13 protein-coding genes are annotated in these 17,231 nt (G+C 69.5%); 8 read left to right on the top strand and 5 right to left on the bottom strand.

Annotated features, from left to right (window positions below; all coding sequences use genetic code 11):
- Positions 1-326 precede the first annotated feature (326 nt).
- The gene (locus ACOCEP_RS37370; protein WP_482334441.1) at positions 327-1,139 is read left to right on the top strand and encodes an alpha/beta hydrolase family protein; all 813 of its coding nucleotides are present in this window, start codon (positions 327-329) and stop codon (positions 1,137-1,139) included.
- On the opposite strand, the gene ACOCEP_RS37365 is transcribed toward ACOCEP_RS37370, so the two are convergent.
- Both ACOCEP_RS37365 and ACOCEP_RS37360 read right to left on the bottom strand, forming a co-directional pair.
- Positions 1,105-2,073: a LysR family transcriptional regulator gene (locus ACOCEP_RS37365; protein WP_482334440.1), complete on the bottom strand. Its 969-nt coding sequence runs from the start codon at positions 2,071-2,073 to the stop codon at positions 1,105-1,107. The two genes, ACOCEP_RS37370 and ACOCEP_RS37365, sit on opposite strands and share 35 nt — an antisense overlap.
- Before the next feature lie 546 nt (positions 2,074-2,619).
- On the bottom strand, positions 2,620-3,048 hold the full coding sequence (locus tag ACOCEP_RS37360; protein WP_038511292.1) for a PaaI family thioesterase: 429 nt from the start codon (positions 3,046-3,048) through the stop codon (positions 2,620-2,622).
- A 62-nt stretch (positions 3,049-3,110) separates the two neighbouring features.
- On the opposite strand from ACOCEP_RS37360, the gene polA reads away from it, so the two are divergent.
- From polA to ACOCEP_RS37325, 7 genes are all read left to right on the top strand, one after another.
- Positions 3,111-5,852, top strand: coding sequence for a DNA polymerase I (polA, locus tag ACOCEP_RS37355; RefSeq protein ID WP_482334438.1), 2,742 nt, complete (start codon positions 3,111-3,113; stop codon positions 5,850-5,852).
- Positions 5,853-5,916: 64 nt separating this feature from the next.
- Positions 5,917-7,521: a S1 family peptidase gene (locus ACOCEP_RS37350; RefSeq protein ID WP_482334436.1), complete on the top strand. Its 1,605-nt coding sequence runs from the start codon at positions 5,917-5,919 to the stop codon at positions 7,519-7,521.
- Positions 7,518-9,755 carry a serine/threonine-protein kinase gene (locus ACOCEP_RS37345; protein WP_482334434.1) on the top strand — a complete coding sequence of 746 codons (2,238 nt, stop codon included), beginning with the start codon at positions 7,518-7,520 and terminating at the stop codon, positions 9,753-9,755. The genes ACOCEP_RS37350 and ACOCEP_RS37345 overlap by 4 nt, the downstream gene beginning before the upstream one ends.
- A gap of 10 nt (positions 9,756-9,765) precedes the next feature.
- Positions 9,766-11,178 (top strand): VWA domain-containing protein, encoded by a 1,413-nt coding sequence (locus ACOCEP_RS37340; RefSeq protein ID WP_482334433.1) that lies wholly within the window; start codon positions 9,766-9,768, stop codon positions 11,176-11,178.
- Positions 11,175-12,263 carry a hypothetical protein gene (locus ACOCEP_RS37335; RefSeq protein ID WP_482334432.1) on the top strand — a complete coding sequence of 363 codons (1,089 nt, stop codon included), beginning with the start codon at positions 11,175-11,177 and terminating at the stop codon, positions 12,261-12,263. The genes ACOCEP_RS37340 and ACOCEP_RS37335 overlap by 4 nt, the downstream gene beginning before the upstream one ends.
- Positions 12,260-13,549 carry an ABC transporter substrate-binding protein gene (locus tag ACOCEP_RS37330; protein ID WP_482334430.1) on the top strand — a complete coding sequence of 430 codons (1,290 nt, stop codon included), beginning with the start codon at positions 12,260-12,262 and terminating at the stop codon, positions 13,547-13,549. Before ACOCEP_RS37335 ends, ACOCEP_RS37330 begins: the two co-directional genes overlap by 4 nt.
- 9 nt (positions 13,550-13,558) lie before the next feature.
- Positions 13,559-13,885 carry a CU044_2847 family protein gene (locus tag ACOCEP_RS37325; protein WP_482334428.1) on the top strand — a complete coding sequence of 109 codons (327 nt, stop codon included), beginning with the start codon at positions 13,559-13,561 and terminating at the stop codon, positions 13,883-13,885.
- A 110-nt stretch (positions 13,886-13,995) separates the two neighbouring features.
- Here the strand turns inward: ACOCEP_RS37325 and ACOCEP_RS37320 are convergent, their stop codons facing one another.
- The 3 genes from ACOCEP_RS37320 to ACOCEP_RS37310 are packed head-to-tail and all read right to left on the bottom strand — an operon-like array spanning position 13,996 to position 17,152.
- Positions 13,996-14,574 (bottom strand): TetR/AcrR family transcriptional regulator, encoded by a 579-nt coding sequence (locus ACOCEP_RS37320; protein WP_482334427.1) that lies wholly within the window; start codon positions 14,572-14,574, stop codon positions 13,996-13,998.
- On the bottom strand, positions 14,571-16,466 hold the full coding sequence (locus tag ACOCEP_RS37315; protein ID WP_482334425.1) for a YhgE/Pip family protein: 1,896 nt from the start codon (positions 16,464-16,466) through the stop codon (positions 14,571-14,573). Before ACOCEP_RS37315 ends, ACOCEP_RS37320 begins: the two co-directional genes overlap by 4 nt.
- Complete coding sequence (locus ACOCEP_RS37310) at positions 16,463-17,152, bottom strand: ABC transporter ATP-binding protein (protein ID WP_482334423.1); 690 nt, start codon at positions 17,150-17,152, stop codon at positions 16,463-16,465. Before ACOCEP_RS37310 ends, ACOCEP_RS37315 begins: the two co-directional genes overlap by 4 nt.
- Positions 17,153-17,231: the final 79 nt, after the last annotated feature.

Raw genomic sequence — 17,231 nt, 5'->3', positions numbered from 1 at the left:
ACGCCCATCACTCTGTGTCCACATCGTGACGGTCGAAACCAGAACGAATTGCACGAAAAGGCGAATGTTGCCGGTTGACAGGTCTTCGCTGGTCACGCTGGGGATTCACCGCTACCACGTCGATCATGCTCGTGGGTAATGATCATGTTTCGGCCGCGTATCTTGCGGTTTTCAGCTCCTTCGTAGGCGGCCTTTCGTCGTAGCAAGGCTGCCCCAAAGGGCGCCAACGGTGCCCCGTCTTCCTTCGCGCCTTGACAACCGATGGTTGTCGTCGCGGTCCGAACGGCTGTTGGATCCCGGCCCTGACCTCGCGATTAGCTGTTCCCATGACGATGAGTACCGAAGCGATCGAAGGCGTGGCAGCAGGGGTTCCGTTCGTGGCGTTGCCGCCGTCGGACGGTAAGCGCCCGGCGCCACTGGTGCTGACCTGGCATCTGCTGGGCGCGCCGTTCAGCGAGGCGGCCATGGCGGCGGCGCTGCCGATGCGGGAACTGCACGCGTGGCGGGTGCACCTCGGGTTGCCACTGACCGGGAAAAGGTTTCCCGAGGGCGGTTTCGAGGGCTTCTTCCGGCTCGCGACCGAGGACAACGTGCTCAACGTCGTCGAACCGCTGACCAAGCAGGTCGAGGCCGAGTTCCCGGCCGCGGTGGCGGAACTGCGCTCCCGCTTGTCCATTGAGGACGGACCGGTCGGCCTGGTCGGCGGTTCGCAGGGTGGCGCGGTCGCGTTGCAGATGCTGACCCACCCGGAGATCGACGTGGCGGCGGCCGCGCTGGTGAACCCGGTGACCCAGCTGGCGCCGGTGATCGCGGCGAACGAGCGGGTCTACGACGTCACCTACCACTGGTCGGACCGGTCCCGTGCGGTCGCGAACGAGTACGACTACGTGCGGCGGGCGGACGAACTGACCGCGCCGGTGCTGCTCGTCATCGGCGAGGAGGACGACGTCTCCATCACCGAACCGGCCGCGGCCCTGCACAAGGCGCTGGGGGAGCGGCGATCCGAGCTCGTCACCATCCCGGGGATGGCGCACGAATTCGCCGAGGCGCCCGGCCTCGAACCCGCTCCGCAGACCGAACACGCGAAGCTGGTGGACGCCGAGCTCACGCGCTGGTTCGCCCGGCACCTAGCTGTCTGAGGTCGTCGTCCGGCAGCCAGGACCGGTCGGGATCGTAGGCGCACCAACCTTCTTCGTGGCTGGTCCGGCCCGCGAGCGCCAGCAGGCGCCGCAGGGCCGGGCCTTCGCCGCGGCGCCAGACCACCGACCACGGGAACAGCGGCGACGGCTCGAACCGCAGGACTCGCAGATTGAGGTCGGAAGCGAGGTCCATGTCGGCGCCGGCGAGCGTGACCCGCTGCTTTCCGTAGCGCGTCTGTTCCAAGGTGTGCCGGAGGTCGTAGCTGACCCCGGAGTCGTCGATCGGGACGTCGAATTCTTTGCATAGGCGTTGCAAATAAGAAAGCCATTCGATCGGCCCGCCCAATTGCGGAATCCAGATGCCTTCGTGCCGGAGATCGGACAATTTCAGGACATCGTTGTCCGCCAGTGGGTGCTCCGGTGCGAGAAGGGCGACCAGTGGTTCGAGCCGGACGAGCCGGTGTTCGAGTTCGGCCGGCACCTCGCGGCCGAGGTCCGCGACCCGGCCGAACGCGAGGTCGATCTCGCCGCGGACCAGCGGGTCGAGGGCGTTGGCCAGCCCGCGCCCGGCGACGCGCTCGACGGCGAGCGCCGGGTCGCGCTGGGCGATGCGGCGCAACATGTACATCGGGGACAGGCGCGGATCGATGACGTCGAGGCGGGGCGGGCGGTCCTGCAGGCCCATCGCGGCGACGGCGGCGTCGGCCACGTGGATCAGCTCGCGCGCGTGCGGGAGGAAGCGGTCGCCGTCGGCGGTCAGTTCGACGGACCTGTTGGTGCGCCGGAAGAGCTGGACGGACAGGGCGTCCTCGAGCTTCCGGATCCGCTTCGACAGCGCTTGCTGGGTGAGGAACAGGGATTCTGCCGCGCGACCGAAATGGCCGTGGTCGGCGGTGGCGACGAACGCGCGCACCTGGGCCGTGTCGAGATCCACGTCGCTCAAAGTACGTGAAGGCCCCCTTCACGTACCTAGGCGCAATGAAGGGGGCCTTCACGGCCGGGCGATCGCCGGTTGCTCCTCCGCGCGGTGACCGTGGTCGTCCAACGCACCGAAATCCACACGGTCGGCGATGGCCCTGACAGCGAGTGAGGGGTGTGTGGATATAGGGAGACTCAACGTCCCTATATCCACACACCCCTCCGGCGACACCAAAGGTCCCCCGCTCCCTTTTCGCAGGTCGGCGCGCCAGGCGATGCTCACAGGACACCGCTTAGGTGCGATGAAGGACTCCTTCATCGCACGTCCGGCGCGACCTGGCGCCCACCTTCAGACGTAGTGAAGGCCCCCTTCCCTCGGCTCAGCCGAGGAAACTCGACCTTCGTGCCGTGAGGGCCTCCTTGCCTACCCTCAAGGTAGTGAAGGCCTCCTTCACCGACCGACGGTGCACACCCACGGCCGTCCCCCATGTCATGAAAGGGCCGTTCAGGACGAAAAACGTCCTGAACGGCCCTTTCATGACACTCCAGAGGGCCGGACGGCTCAGGCGCCCGGCGGCCGCTCCCGCACCACGCAGGTCAGCCGCGCCGTACACGACCGGCGCCCCTGGTCGTCGGTCAGCACGATCTCGGCGGTCACGGTCCCGCGTCCGACGTGTACCGGGGTCGCGACACCGGTCACCCGCCCGGAGCGGACCGCCCGGTGGTGCGTGCACGAGAGTTCGAGCCCCATCGTCGCCTTGTCGGTGCCGGCGTTGAGCGCGCAGACCATCGAACCGAGCGCCTCGGCGACGACGGCGTTCGCGCCGCCGTGGAGGAGGCCGTAGGGCTGGAGGTTGCCCTCCACCGGGATGCTGCCCACGACGCGTTCGGGACCGAATTCGCTGATCTCGAGCCCGAGCTTGTCGTTGAGCTGCTGTCCGGCGAAGGCCGGGTCGATCCCGGCGAAGGATTCGAGGGCTTGTTCGGTCACGCAGTGCTCCTTAAACGACACGACAGGTAGGACTGTCAGACCCTCACCCTAGACTCGCTCCCGTGAGCCCGAGTGAGAACACGACCGTTGCCAACGCCACACCCGCCACCGCACAGGCCGAGCGGCCCAAACTGCTGCTGATCGACGGCCATTCGATGGCGTATCGCGCGTTCTTCGCGCTGCCCGCGGAGAACTTCAAGACGAAGACCGGGCAGACGACGAACGCGGTGTTCGGGTTCACCTCGATGCTCATCAACCTGCTGCGCGACGAGGCGCCGACCCACCTCGCGGTGGCGTTCGACCTCTCACGCAAGACGTTCCGGTCGGAGACGTACGCGGAGTACAAGGCCAACCGCAGCACCACCCCGGACGAGTTCAAAGGCCAGGTCGGGCTGGTCGAGGACGTACTGAAGGTCCTCGGCATCCCGGCGCTGACCAAGGAGAACTACGAAGCCGACGACATCATCGCCACGCTCACGACACAGGCGACAGCGGAAGGTTTCGACGTCCTCATCTGTACGGGCGACCGTGACGCGCTCCAGCTGGTGACCGACCAGGTCACCGTGCTGTACCCGAAGCGCGGCGTGTCCGAGATGACCAGGTTCACCCCGGAGGCGGTCGAGGAGAAGTACGGCCTCACACCGGCGCAGTACCCGGACTTCGCCGCGCTGCGTGGCGACCCCTCGGACAACCTGCCCAGCATCCCCGGCGTGGGGGAGAAGACGGCCGCGAAGTGGATCAGGCAGTTCGGCTCCTTCAACGAGCTGGTCGATCGGGTCGACGAGGTCAAGGGCAAGGTCGGCGACGCGCTGCGCGAGCACCTCGGCGCGGTCATGTTGAACCGCCAGCTCACCGAGCTCATCCGCGACGTCGAGCTGGAGCTCGGCCCGACCATGCTCGAGCTGCGCCCGTGGGATCGCGAGGCCGTCCACGCGCTGTTCGACGAGCTGGAGTTCCGCGTCCTGCGAGACCGGCTCTTCGCCACCCTGCAGAGCGCCGAGCCCGAGGCAGAGGAGGGTTTCGAGGTCAGCGGTTCGAAGCTCGAGCCTGGAGCGCTCACGGCGTGGCTGTCCGCGCACACCGGCACGGACAAGCCGGTCGGCCTGGCGTTCCGCACCACCGGTGCCTCGGTCCGCTCCGACCTCAAGGCCATCACCTTCGCGGCCGCGGACGGCGAAGGCGCGTACGTCGATGTCACCACGATGGACGCCGAGGACGACAAGGCGCTCACGGCCTGGCTCGCCGACGAGAAGATCCAGAAGATCGGCCACGAGCTCAAGGTCCCCCTGCACGCCGTCAAGGCGCGCGGCTGGACGTTCGCCGGGCTCGTCATGGACACCGCGCTCGCCGCGTACCTGGTCCGCCCGGGGCAGCGCACCTTCGAGCTCGACGACCTCGCCCTCCGGTACCTGCACCGTGAGCTGCGGTCCGAGGCCGACACCGGGGACGGGCAGCTTTCGCTGCTCGACGGTGGAGCCGAGGACATGGAGCAGAAGGAGATCCAGGCGGAGCTGGTCAAGGCCCGCGCGGTCGCCGAGCTGGCCGGCGCGCTGACCAAGGAGCTCGAAGAGCTGGGCGGCGCGCAGCTGCTGGCCGAGCTCGAACTGCCGCTCCTGCAGGTGATCACCGGTCTCGAAGCGGCGGGCATCGCGGTCGACATCGAGCACCTGACCAGCCTGGAAGCGCACTACCTCGGCCGCGTGACGCAGGCCGCGGAGGAGGCGTACGCGGTCATCGGCAAGCAGGTCAACCTCGGCTCGCCGAAGCAGCTGCAGGTCATCCTGTTCGACGAGCTCGGCATGCCGAAGACCAAACGCACGAAGACCGGCTACACCACCGACGCCGAGGCGCTGCAGAGCCTCTTCGAGAAGACCGAGCACCCGTTCCTGCAGCATCTGCTGGAGCACCGGGACGCGACCAGGCTGCGCACCACGGTCGAGGGCCTGATCAAGTCGGTCGCCGACGACGGCCGCATCCACACCACGCTGCTGCAGACGATCGCCGCCACCGGCCGGCTCTCCTCGGTCGACCCGAACCTGCAGAACATCCCGATCCGCACCGAGGAAGGCCGCCGCATCCGCGACGCGTTCGTCGTCGGAGACGGCTACGCCGAGCTGATGACGGCGGACTACAGCCAGATCGAAATGCGGATCATGGCGCACCTGTCGCAGGACGAAGGGCTGATCCAGGCCTTCAACAGCGGCGAGGATCTGCACACCTTCGTGGCGTCGCGCGCGTTCTCGCTGCCGCCGGAGGAGATCACGCCGGAACTGCGCTTCCGGGTGAAGGCGATGTCGTACGGCCTGGCGTACGGGCTTTCGGCGTACGGCCTTTCGCAGCAGCTGCGGATCTCGACCGAAGAGGCCAAGGAACAGATGGAGGCGTACTTCTCCCGTTTCGGCGGCGTGCGCGATTACCTCCATTCGGTCGTGGGCGACGCGGCGAAGGTCGGTTACACCGAGACGATCTTCGGCCGCCGCCGTTATCTGCCGGATCTCAATAGCGACAACCGGCAGCGCCGCGAGATGGCCGAGCGGATGGCGCTCAACGCCCCCATCCAGGGCAGCGCCGCCGACATCATCAAGGTCGCCATGCTCAACGTGCACAAGGCACTGACCGAGGCGAAGCTGAAGAGCCGCGTGCTCCTGCAGGTCCACGACGAGCTCGTCCTCGAGGTCGCCGAAGGTGAGCGCGAGCAGCTGGAAACGTTGGTGCGCCAGGGAATGGGTTCGGCTTACGAGCTGGCGGTCCCGCTTGAGGTCTCCGTGGGGTACGGACGGTCCTGGAACGACGCCGCGCATTAGGCCTCGTGAGTGGTAATGACGGTTAGAACCGTCATTACCACTCACGATCGGTAGGGTCTTTCGCGTGACTTCCGAGCGCAGACGCTGGCGGGTGCGGCTGCGCGATCACCGTGGGCGGATCCTGGGCGCCGGGACCATGCTCGACGGCGAACACCTCCTCACCTGCGCTCACGTGATCGAAGGCCACGACGACGTCGCCGTGGATTTCGTGGCGTTTCCCGGCCTGGAGCCCGGAATCGCCACGATCCTCGCGCAGGCCGCGCCCATCGGTGACGACGGCGGGGACATCGCGTTGCTCCGGTTGCGCGACCCCGAGGAACAGATCTCCGGCGCCCCGCTCCACCGGACGGCCCTCGAAGACGGCCAACGGGTCCGCGCGTACGGCTTCCCGCGTGATTCGGACGGCATGTGGTCGCTGGCGACCGTCGTCGGCGACGGCGGGCACGGGCTCGAACGCGTCCAGCTGCACCGCACTCCGGACGCCGAGCCGATCACCCACGGTTTCAGCGGTTCCGCGGTGATCGCCGAGAAGACCGGCCACGTCGTCGGCATGGTCGCGACCCGGTACGCGACCGAGGCGGCCCGGGTCTCGTGGATGATCCCGGTGGAGACCATGCTCGGATACCTGCCCGCCCTGCGCCGCTGGGCCGAAGGCAGCCCCGCGATCGACCCCGGCTTCGTCCGGCACCCGGAACCGCCCGCGATCGATCCGCTGTTCGCCCGCGAATTCGCCCAATGGCTCGGCGGGCACGGCCGGGCGGACGTCCGGGTGATCATCGTGGGCGAGGACGATTCGGCCGTCGCCGCCTCGCTGCGGCGCGCCGTCGTCCTCGCCGACCGCGAACGCGGCGCGGGCCGGAGCGTGACCGGGCCGACCGTCCCGCCGTTGGGCAGTGTCGTGCTCGCCGTCGACGCGGTCGGCAAGACCGCCGAGGAGGTCCGCCGCCGGATCTCCGACCGGCTGGACGTCGCCGCGGATTCGCCCGCCGGCCACCATGGGCCCGCCCGCACCGTCGTCGTGTACGGGATCGACGAAGCGGCCGAGCCTGAAACGCTCGTCGGTGAGGTGCTCGTGCCGCTCGCCCAGCGCGCGCACGAACTCGGGCTGCGTCTCGCGCTGGCCTTCCGCGAAGAGTCCTCGCCGGGGGTGAGCGTGGTCCGGTCGAGCACGGACGTCCTGCCCGCCGCCGAGAACGACACCGAGGGCCGGCTCGCCCTGCTGGATACCCGGTTGGGTGAACTCGCTGGTCTGGAGAAGCACAACCTGGGCGACGCGGGCCGTTTCTCCGACACCCCGCACGTCCATCCCCAGGCTCGACGGCTGAGAGGCGCGTTGACGCAACTGCGGTCGGCGGAGCAAGCCGGTGACACCGATTGGGTGAAACGACAGCTTCCGGTCTGCGAGCGGGCCGTGGCGAAAACCGTCGAGCGTGCCCGCGATCTCCGTCGCCTCCTCGACGAGAACCTCGCGCGGCGCGCGGAACTGCGCGCCCGGCTCGACGCGTACGGGGAGATGGCGCGTAACAGCGGACACGTCGAAGACGGAGAACTGGATGCCGCCTACGCACCCGCCTGGCGGATGCTCTTCGAAGGACCGTGCGACCTCGCGGCCGCGGCGGCGGCCGTCGAGCGATACGCGGACACCGTACGGAAACGGATCGACGGATGACGGCCTGCGGACGGGACGGCTGCCCGGGTGTGCTCGGCAAGACCGGCTTCTGCAAGATCTGCGGATTGCCGCCCGGCGCTCCGGAAGAGCCAAGGGAGAAACCGACCCTGGTGATCCCCGGGCCCGGCGAGGCGCCGACCAGGATCACCGGCACGGTGGTCACCCGTTCCCAGCAGATCGCGGGCCAGGCCGGCGCGGACGACCGGGTCCCGCTTCCGGTCGTCGAACTCCCGGACGTCGCGGGCCGCCTGCTCACCGAGCCGCATGTCCCTGAGGAGGAACGGTTCTGCGGCAGGCACGGGTGCACGGCCACCCCGGTAGGCCGCTCGATCGGCGGCGGGCCCGCGCCCGCCGAAGGGTTCTGCCCGGTCTGCCGGACGCCGTTCTCCTTCGCGCCCAAGCTCGCGGCCGGTGACGTGGTCGACGGCCGGTACCACGTGCTCGGCTGTGTCGCGCGCGGTGGGCTCGGGTTCGTCTACCTCGCGACGGATTCCGGGCTCGGCGACCGGTACGTCGCGCTCAAGGGTCTCATCAACACGAACGACACCGCCGCCGTCCGGATCGCGGAGACCGAAAGCCAGGTGCTCACCGCGCTGGACCACCCGAACGTCGTCCGGATCCTCGACGTCGTCGAACACGAGGGCCTCCGCTACATCGTCATGGAGTTCGTCGACGGGCTTTCCCTGCGGGAGGTCAAGAACCGCGGCCGGGCCGGGCTGGACTCCAGCGAAGGACGGCTGCTCGTCGAGCACGTCGTGGCGTACGGGCGCGAGATCCTGACCGCGCTCGACTACCTGCACGGCGAAGGCCTGCTCTACTGCGACATGAAGCCGGACAACGTGATCCACGGCGAGAAGCGGATCAAGCTCATCGATTTCGGCGCCATCCGCAAGATCACCGACGACGAAAGCCCGATCGTCGGCACCGAGCACTATCAGGTGTCCCCGGCCGAACGGGCGAAACACGGGCTCACCGTCCGGTCGGACATCCACACCGTCGGCGTGACGTTGCGGGAGCTCTTCCAGGCCAGCGACGGCTGGTCGGTCACCACCGACGCGCGGGGTGTCCGGTTCGGCATCGAATCGTTCCTCCGGGTCCTCGACCGGGCGACCGCCTCGTTCGAGCGACGGTTCGCGACCGCGCGCGAGATGCTGGTCCAGCTCGACGGTGTGCTCAGCGAGATTCTTTCCTTGCGGGACAAGCAATCCAGACCGGCCGGCTCGACGTTGTTCGCCGAAGGGGCGGTCCTGCTCGACGCGGGGCTCGGCCAGGCACCACCGCTGGAGCACTGGACGCGGGGGACGCCCGTCTCGCTCGGCGCGCGCCCGTCCGCCGGGGAGATCGCCGTCGGGCTCCCGGTGCCGCGGGAGGATCCGGACGATCCGCAGGCGAACTTCCTGCGCGCCGTCCGGGCGCCCGATGCCGCGCGGCTGCTGAAGAAACTCGACAAGGTACCGGGTTCGGTCGAGGTCGAGTTCCGCCGATGCCGGGCGCACCTGGAACTCGGGGCGACCGTCGAAGGCGCGCTCGCGGTGGCCGAGGCCGAACGGCTGCTCGGTGAGCGCGCGGCCCACGACTGGCGGGTGGCGTGGCATCGGGGTCTGCTCGCGCTCGGCGCCGGCGATTTCGCCGCGGCCAAGGAGAAGTTCACCGCCGTGTACCGCGACATCCCCGGCGAGGAGCCGCCGAAACTCGCGCTGGGGCTCTGCGAGGAGCACCTCAACGGCGCGGCCGCCGCCGAGCGGTACTACGACGCGTTGTGGGTGCGCGACCGGTCGCAGGTCAGCGCGGCGTTCGGGCTCGCCCGGGTCCGGCTGCTGCGCGGCAACCGCGCCGCCGCCGTCGAAATCCTCGACCAGGTCCCGGAATTCTCGCGTTACGACGAGGCGGCGCGGATCGCGGGGGTCCGGGTGCTGTCGGCGCCGATGCCGGGGACGGGTGATCTCCCGGCGTCGGCCGAACTCGACGACGCCGTGGTCCGGTTGACCGCTTTGGATCTCGACGGCGATTCCCTCGACAGGCTGGTGACGGCCGTGCGCGAGACCGGACTGGCCGCCGTGCTCCTCGGGCAGGACGGGATCACCGAAGGCGGGATCCTGCGCGCGGGCGAGACGGGCGCCCGCACGGTGCTGGACAAGGCGTACCGGCGGCTCGCCCACCACGCGCCGACCCCGGAAGCGCACGACGTGCTGATCGATCTCGCGAACTCCGTGAGACCGGTGACTTTGGTGTGAAGGGGGAGAGATGAGGGAACCGAGTCTGGGTCTCGAAGTGCACCAGAACAAGTTCCTGGCCGAGGGGGACCGGGCGATGACCGCGATCGTCCGGGTCGTCTCCCGCGGCGGCGCGGCGGCCGTGTCCAGGACGGCCGCCGAAGTCCTGATGATCGACTGTTCCAGTTCGATGCGCTTCCCCAGCACCAAGATCGGCGAAGCCCGGCGGGCGGCAGCGGCGGCCATCGACGTCCTGCCCGACGGGGTGCGGTTCGCCGTCGTCCAGGGCACCGACCGCGCGAAGATGATCTACCCGGCCGAAGACGGCCTGGTGACCGCCTCCGCGGCGACCCGGGCGGAGGCGCGCGCCGCCGTCGGACACCTCGCGGCCGTCGGCGGCACCGCGATGGGTGCCTGGCTCGCCAAGGCACGTGACCTCTTCGACCTCGTGCCCGACGCCGTCCGCCACGCGATCCTGCTCACCGACGGCCGCAACGATTCGCAGACCAGGGCCGACCTGATGAGCGTGCTGAACGCCTGCGAGGGCCGGTTCGTCTGCGACGCCAGGGGGATCGGCGACGGCTGGGAGCCCGCCGAACTCACCTTGATCGGCCGGGTGCTGCGCGGCAACGTCGACTCGGTCGTCGAGGACGACAAGCTCGCCGAGGATTTCCGGCAGCTGGTCGAGAGCGCGATGACGAAGGTGCTGCCCGAGGTCCGCCTGCGCGTCGGAACCATGCCGTTCAGCAGGCTGCGTTCGGTCAAGCAGGTGTTCCCGGACGAATACGACCTCACCGACCGGTGCCGGGAGGTCGCCGTTCGCGAGCAGGAACTGTCGCTCGGTTCGTTCGCGGGTGACGAGACGCGGGATTACCAGCTGATCCTGGATCTGGATCCGGATCTCGAGCCCAGCCACGGGCAGGACCGCCAGCTGGCGTGGACGGAACTCGTCCCCGTGCCGGGAGCCACGGTCGAAGAGGACGCGCTGCCCATCGCGGGGAGGTGGACCCACGACCCGATCCCGCCGACGCTGATTCACCCGATGGTCTCGAAATACGCCGCGCAGGCCGATCTCGGCGAGGCGCTGACCGCCGGCGGTGACGCCTACGCGGCGGGCGACCAGACCGCGGCCGAGCGGGCCTGGGGCCGGGCGGTCGCCTTGGCCACGGACGCGGGCGACCACGAGACGCTCAGCCGTCTTTCGGGGGTCGTGGAGATCGTCGACGCGGAGAAAGGGGTCGTGCGCCTGCGGCCGGACGCGACGCGCAGCCACGCGTTGCACGTCGTCATCCCGTCGAGGGTTTCGGAAATCGCGCATCCGCAGGAAGATCGGCCGATGCCCGGAGGAGCACCACTCACCTGTCCAGCCTGTCCCGCGCTTTCGCCCGCCGGGGCGAACTTCTGTGTCGGCTGCTCGAGACCGTTCGGCGAGGCGGTTTCGTGACGGCCACCCGGGTGCGGCTGGTCCGGCTCCGGACCGCCCTGCTGGCGCTCACCCTCGCGGTGCTGGTGGTATCGCTGTGGGCGTTCCAGAACGTCCAGAACACGGCGGAGACCGTCCGCGACCGCACCGCGCACGCGGTACTCGAAGTGACCGCCGCGCGGGCCGCGCTGGTGGCCGCCGACGCCGCGGCGATCGCGAGTTTCGCCTCCGGCGAGGCGAAACTCGCCGGACCGGGGCAGGAGTACTCGAACCAGCTGGCGCTGGCGAGCCAGAGTCTCGCGAGGGTCGCGGAGTTCAACCAGGCGGGTGAGGAAGGCGGTAACGCGCTTCAGGTGATCGAAAGCCAGGTCGCGGCCTACTCGGGCTCCATCGGACAGGCCGACGTGCACTTCCGGCAGCCGGACGCCGCCGTGCTGGGCGCGGTCGACCTCTGGCACGCCTCACGGTTGCTGCACGCTTCGGGCGGTGTCCTGGAGGAGCTGGAACTGTTGCAGGACAGGCAACGCGAGGCACTGGACCGGCAGCTGACGGCCACCGGGATGAGCCTCGCGATGCTCCCGCTGTGGCTTCTGCCGGTGCTCGCGCTCCTGGTACTGCTGGTCCTCACGCAGCTGTACCTGAGGAAACGGTTCCGCCGCGTGGCGAACGTCCCGCTGCTCGCGGCGACCGTGCTGATCGCCGCCATCGGGGTCGCCCTGGTGTTCACCCTGGTCAGCCGAGGCCGGCTGGACTCGGTCGGGGAGCGGCTCGACGGCGTCGCCGCCGCTCGGGCCGCGCAGATCCAGGCTGCCGACGAAGACGGCCAGCGACGGCTCGCCGAACTGGTGGCCGGGTACTGCGACCAGGAGCAGGGCTGTGGTGTGACCGTCGACGGGTTCCGGGAGCGGGCACGGCAGGCGGGCACGCCGGCGACCGACACCACGCGGGTGGCCACGGCGGGCGCGAGGGCGGTGGCGGCCGACGCCTCCGCCGCGGCCGAATCCGGCGGGCGGGAGTTCCTGATCCCGGCAGGCACCCTGCTCGCGGGCGGGCTCGTCCTGCTCGGCCTGCACGCCAGGATCGACGAATACCGGTACCGGCCATGAAGCGCCTGCTGGCCGTGGTGATGGCGCTGTCGCTGGTCGCGGGCGGCTGCTCGGCGTCGGCGGAAGACGAGCCCGTCGTCGTCCTCGCGTCCTGGACCGGGGAAGAGGAGAAGGCGTTCCGCCAGGTGCTGAACGCTTTCAAGGCCGACACCGGGATCGACTACCTGTACGAGGGCACCCGCGCCGTCGACCAGGTGCTCGCTTCGGACGTCCAGCGTGGCACGCCGCCGGACGTCGCCGTCCTCCCCAACGCCGGAGTGCTGGCGAAGTACCAGAAATCGGGCGACCTGCTGCCGCTCGACGAGAACCTGTCCGCCGCCGTGACCCGGTCCTTCAGCCCGCAATGGGTCACGCTGCAGCAGATCGGCACCGAGCGGTTGTACGCGGTCGCCGTGAAGGCCGACCTCAAGAGCCTGATCTGGTACGACCCGGCGCGGATGACCGGGATCCGGCCCACGACGTTCGCCGGGCTCCGCGAGTACGCGGCAGGGCTGACGGCCGCCGGGGGCACGCCCTGGTGCGTCGGGATGGGCGCCCCGCCCGCCTCGGGCTGGCCGGGAACCGACTGGATCGAGGACATCCTGCTGCACTCGGCGGGCCCCGAGAAGTACCGGCAGTGGGCGTCCGGCGGCCTGGCATGGACGTCGCCGGAGGTCAGGCAGGCCTGGCTGGACTGGGGTTCCGTGCTCGAGCCCGCCGCGATCCGCGGCGGTACCGCGGCCGCCCTGCTGACCGACTTCGGCGATGCGGGCAAGCCGATGTTCACCGACCCGCCCGGCTGCGCGCTCGAACACCAGGCGTCGTTCATCATGAGCCGGTATCAGAACTTCCCACGGCCCGACGGCACTTTCCCCAAGCCGGGTACCGATTTCGACTTCCTCCCCTTCCCGGGGCGGGACGTCTCCGAGGTCGCCGCCGACCTCGCCGGGATGTTCCAGGACACGCCAGGGGCGCGGAAGCTGATCGAATTCCTCGCTTCGGAGAAGGCACAGCGGATCTGGCCGTCGATTCCCCGCGCGAACGCCTTTTCCGCCAACCGGAAGGCCGGCCTCGACGTCTACCCGGATCAGGTGAGCCGTCGGGTCGCGGACACGATCACGTCGGCGTCCGCGCTGTGCTTCGACGCCTCCGACCTGATGCCCGCGACGATGACCGGCGCGTTCCACCGTGCCGTCCTGGAATACCTGAGCAACCGGGACCGCCTCGAAATCCTGCTGAAACAACTCGACGACGTCCGGGAGAGCATCCAGCCCGGCGAATGGTTGAAAATCCATTGTGGACAGTGAGGAGCATCGGTGAACGACCTGGCGCGGTTCCCCCTCGAAGGCGGCGGTTCGGTGGTCGTCGAGATCGACCCGGTCCCCGGCACCGCCCGGGTCTCCCGGCGTGACGACCTGGTCGACGACGCCAAGGGGTCCTTCGAAGCGGCGCTCGCGAACGTCAAGGACGCGGCCGTGGCGGCGCTGGACACCTTCCGGTCGATGACCAGGGGACCGGACGAGGTCGAGCTCAAGTTCGGTGTCAAGCTGACCGCGCAGGCGGGCGCGGTCATCGCGAAAACGGGCCTGGAGGGGAACTTCGAGGTCAAGCTGAAGTGGGCCCGAAGCACCGAAGACGCGTGATCGAAGCCGTAACTCGCGTGATCAGAGCCGTAACTCGCGTGTTTGAAGCCGCAACACGTGAGTTACGCCTTCGATCACGCGAGTTACGCGTCTGAGCACGCGAGTTACGCCTAGCGGCCGAGGCCCCGGATCAGCACCATCACCGATTCCCGCACGTCGGCCCGGGTCCGCTTCGGCTGGAACACCTGCCAGTCGAGGGCGACCACCAGCATCGTGCCGAACAACCCGGCCGCCGCCGTCGGGATCTGGACGCCGTCGGGCAGCCGCCCGGCGGCGTCCAGCCGGTGGAGCTGGTCGCGCACGATCGAGATGATCTCCTCGCGCAGCAGGGTCAGCGTCTCGTGCCAGGTGCCGGGCGTACGCCACATCTCGCTCACCAGGATCTGCGAGAAGCCGGGGTATTCGGCGATGAACTCCAGCGCACCGTCCACTTGAGACTCGATGACGTCCATCGGGTCGCCGTCGCCGGTGGCCGCGCGCAGCCGGTCCGCGAGCACGCCGACGCCGTAGCGCAGCAGCGCGTCGACAAGGCCGTCCTTGCTGCCGAAGTTGTAGTAGACAGTGCCCTTCGCGACCTTCGCCTCGGCCGCGATGTCGTCCACCGTCAAGCCGACGAGACCGCGGCTGGCGGACAGCCGCAGCGTCGCCTCGAACAGCTTCTGTTTCGTCGCCTCACCCCGGGGACTCACAACGCGAGCTCGGGTTTCAGCGCCGAAACCGTCCACGTACGCCGTTTCCGCGCCGCCAGCGTCGAGACCAGGATCCCGCCGACGAGATACGCGACCAGGACGCCGATGTCACCGAGGATCTCCATCGAGGCGCCACTGTAGAGCAGGTGCCGGAACCCGTCGATCGCGTAACCCATCGGCAGCACGATGTGCAACGGGTACAACGCGTCCGGGATGGTCTGCCATGGGAACGTGCCGCCCGCGCTGACCAGCTGAAGCACCAGCAGCACCAGGCCGAGGAACTTCCCGACCGCGCCGAAGAACGCGTTGAGCGCGTGCACCACCGACGTGAAGGTCAACGACACCAGTACCGCGAACCCGATCGCGCCGAGCGGATGCGCGACGTCGATGCCGACCAGCCAGGTCACCGCGCCGAACAGCACGATCACCTGCGCGATCCCGAGCAGCGCCGAGGACAGCCAGCCGCCGAGCGCGACCTTGAACGGCGACGCGCCGGCGGTCAGGGCGCGGGTCGAGAGCGGGCGCAGCAACAGGAACAGCACGAACGCGCCGATCCAGGTCGCGAGCGAGATGAAGAACGGGGCGAGGCCGGCGCCGTAGGTTCCGGCCGAGGCGACGCCGGAGGAGTTGACCGCCACCGGGTCGGCGATGGTGTTGGCGGTCGCCGCGCGGGTCGGGTCGTCCGGGTTCGGGATCTCCTTGAGCCCGGCGGCGAGCCCGTCGCGCAGCTGCACCGAGCCGTCGGCGAGCTGGTTCGTGCCGGTGAGGGCGGCCTTCTCGCCGTCGTTCAGCTTCGCGGCACCGTCGCGGATCTGGTTCGACGCGTCGGCGGCCTGCGCGATGCCGCTGGTGAGCTGCGGCGTGGCCGAGGCCAGCTGGTGCGCGCCGTCGGACACCTGCCGGGCACCGGACGCGAGCTGGGCGAGCTGGCTGTTCGCGCCCTGGATCTTCGTGTTCGCCTGGTCGACCGGTGACCGGAGGGTGTCGAGGCGGCTCAGGATTTCCTGCACCTTCGCCTCGGGGACTTCGGCGGCGCGCAGGTCCTGTGCGAGCTGGGTGCGGTAGCCGTCGAGTTTGGCCTGGATGTCGCCGGAGGCCGTCGCCGCGAGCGAGGCGGCGTCGGAGACCTTCTGGTTGCCGTCGGCGACCTGACCGGCGCCGTCGGCGAGCTTCTGCGTCTGCGCGGGGAGCTGGGCGGTACTGGATTTCAGGGTGCCGAGACCGGTCGCCAGCTGGGAGCTGCCGGAGGCGAGCTGGTTGGCGCCGTCGGCCAGCTGCTGTTGCCCGGTCTTGAGTTCGCCCGCGCCGTCGGCGAGTTGCGAAGCGCCGGTCGAGGCCTCCTGGATCTTGCCGTAGATCGTGGAGAAACCGACCAGGAACTTGTCCGCGGCCTCGCTGCCGACCTTCTCCGCGATCGTCTTGCGGACCTGTTCGGCCACCTGTTTCGCGATGGTGCCGGACAGATAATTGTTCGCGTCGTTGGTGGTCAGCGTGATCGTCGCCTGCTGGGGCTGGAAGTTGCCCGAAGACAGCAGCGCGGTCGAGAAGTCGCGCGGGATGCCGATCGCGAACGAGTACTTGTCGTCGCGGACGCCCTTCGCGGCCTCGTCCTGGGAGACCTCGTGCCACTGGAACGTGCCGGATTTGACCAGTTCGTCGGTGACCTCGCGGCCGACGTTGCGTTGCGCGCCGGCCGAGTCCTTCGCGCCGGTGTCGGAGGTGAAGACGGCGGCGGGCAGCTTGTCCAGGCGCGAGTACGGGTCGTAGTTCGCGTAGAGGTAGAAGGACGCGTAGAGCAGCGGCACCAGGACGAGCGCGGCCATGGCGAGCTTCGGCAGGGTGCCGCTGCTCAGCCGGCGCAGCTCGTTGGCGGCGATCCGGACGGGGTTCATTCCTGGTCTCCTGAAGTCTTTTCGATCTCCGCGGTTTCGGCGGGCTCGGGCTCGACGGGCGCGCAGCGCACGGGGTCGGGCTGGTCGAGGGCGCCGCAGAGGGCGGGTTTCTCCGGCAGGGCCGAAACCGGGGTGGTGGCGGTCAGCACGACGACGGCGAGGCCGCGCTCGGCGTGCTCGCGCGCGAGCTTCGCCCAGCTGTCGACGTCGCTGGTGTGCCGGTCCGGGGTGTCGAGCACGAGGACGCCGACCCCCTTGCGGCCCGCGGCCAGCGCGGTCAGCAGCCGCGTGCGCGTCACCGGTTCGAGATTCTCGAAGCGGGTGGTGGCGAACGCGGCGGCGTCGTGTTCGGCCAGCCAGCTCGCGACGGCGGCCTTGTCCGCCGGGCGTTTCGCCAGTTCGAGTTCCTCCCCGACGACGACCTGCAGCGACAACGCGCCGTCCGGTTCGCTCACGCCGGGGGAGTCGACGATCGCCACGACCTGGCGCGGGTCGCCGCCCTCGACGGTCACCGTCCCGGTGGCGGGCTTCAGCCTCCCGGCCAGCGCCAGCCCGAAGGCGGTGACGCCGACCCCGGGCTCGCCGTGCACGATCGCCAGCTCACCGCCCGAAACGGTGAGCGAGGTGGGCGACAGCAACGTGCCGTGGGGTCCGGTCACGGACACCCTGTCGGCTTGAACCCGCACGAAGAACTCCCAGGTCGGTGACTCGCGGAACTTGAACTGACTGGTCAGTTCAAAAGTTAGCCCTGACCTGGGAGGTGCA

This window comes from Amycolatopsis sp. CA-211722 (genome assembly GCF_056828465.1).
This window is presented reverse-complemented; position numbering and strand designations above follow the sequence as displayed.